We start from the raw sequence: 1,069 nt of genomic DNA on the forward strand, positions 1-1,069 counted from the left end.
TCTAATTGACATTAGGCAAGAGAAATTTGAGGGGTTTTATCCGGGTAGAACCAGGTGTTCAAAGCACGCCGAATTTACGATTCACTCGACTGTGGTTCGTCGGCGGCCAGTCCTCCAGCATCAACCCAGGCCCCCGCTAGCGTCCCCTTAGTTTTAGACGTGACGTGCTGGCGCAGCGGTCCCATCAGGTCTGACAGGTGGATCCGGCTGATCCCGAGGATCACCTTGCCCTTGAGGTAGAGCGCGCTGACACTCTGAACATCGGCTTGCTGCACATCCCGCAACAGCACGGTGAAAGTACGGCCTCCCTTCTCGAAGCGCACCCGGTCCTGGGTGCCGGGCACCCAACGTAACGTCACGGTTGAATTTGGCATTTGAAACCTCCTGGGGAATCCACACCGTAATGCAAAGCGAACAGACTGCCGTTCAGCCGTCTCACGGATAACGAAACTCTCTTTGTGGGACTTTTTGCAGTTTACGCTCGAGGGATTTTGAAGGCCGTCTGCCCATCGCCTATTCTCAGACCAAACAAAATTAAGACGACCCTTAAGGCCGTTTCACAGCGCATTGCGCCCGTTTCGTCCACTGGCATTGAAGATGGGCCATGCGAGACGAATGGGAAGGCTGCGGATTTCAAACCGTCTCGGCGGCACAGCTTGAAAACCTACGTGAGTGGACCGAACGGGTGATTCACCGATGCTTTGAACTGGACGCCTGGAAGATGGAACGTCAGTTTCTCCGGGATCAGTTTGTGAGTCGTGGCCCACTTGCTGGCTTGGAGGCCAGGGAATCGCCAGAAAAGCCTTAAGGACGGCTGAGGGTGGCGGGGCATTCGGCGCGCGGTTTGCGCCGAAGGTCACGCCGCCCGAAGTCGGGCCGCGAGTAGTGCTGCGGGGCGTCTGAGGCCTTTCCACTCGCGTCTGTCCACCTCCAGGCGCTGCAATTCTGCTGCCAGCGCCTGTAAGCCGTCGCGCCCCTCGATCTCGGCCTGCCACGCCTGCCAGATCACTTTGCAGTAGTACAACCGGCTATGGGTGTCCTTCAGATCGCGCGCCAGGGCCGCGCCCAT

The 1,069-nt window shown here is 58.2% G+C and carries 2 protein-coding genes; both read right to left on the bottom strand.

All coding sequences use genetic code 11. The features are described 5' to 3' along the window. Positions 1-74 precede the first annotated feature (74 nt). Entirely contained in the window at positions 75-374 is a 300-nt protein-coding gene (locus Q319_RS0123665; protein WP_245619460.1) for a hypothetical protein, read from the bottom strand. 482 nt (positions 375-856) lie between these two features. Beyond that, a partial coding sequence (locus Q319_RS0123670) for a hypothetical protein (RefSeq protein WP_029484817.1) occupies positions 857-1,069 on the bottom strand: 213 nt, incomplete at its 5' end.

This window comes from Deinococcus marmoris DSM 12784 (assembly GCF_000701405.1).
GTDB lineage: Bacteria > Deinococcota > Deinococci > Deinococcales > Deinococcaceae > Deinococcus > Deinococcus marmoris.

Coding starts and splice junctions, on each gene's coding strand:
- Q319_RS0123665 (WP_245619460.1), bottom strand. CDS start 374: ATGCCAAATTCAACCGTGACGTTACGTTGGGTGCCCGGCACCCAGGAC.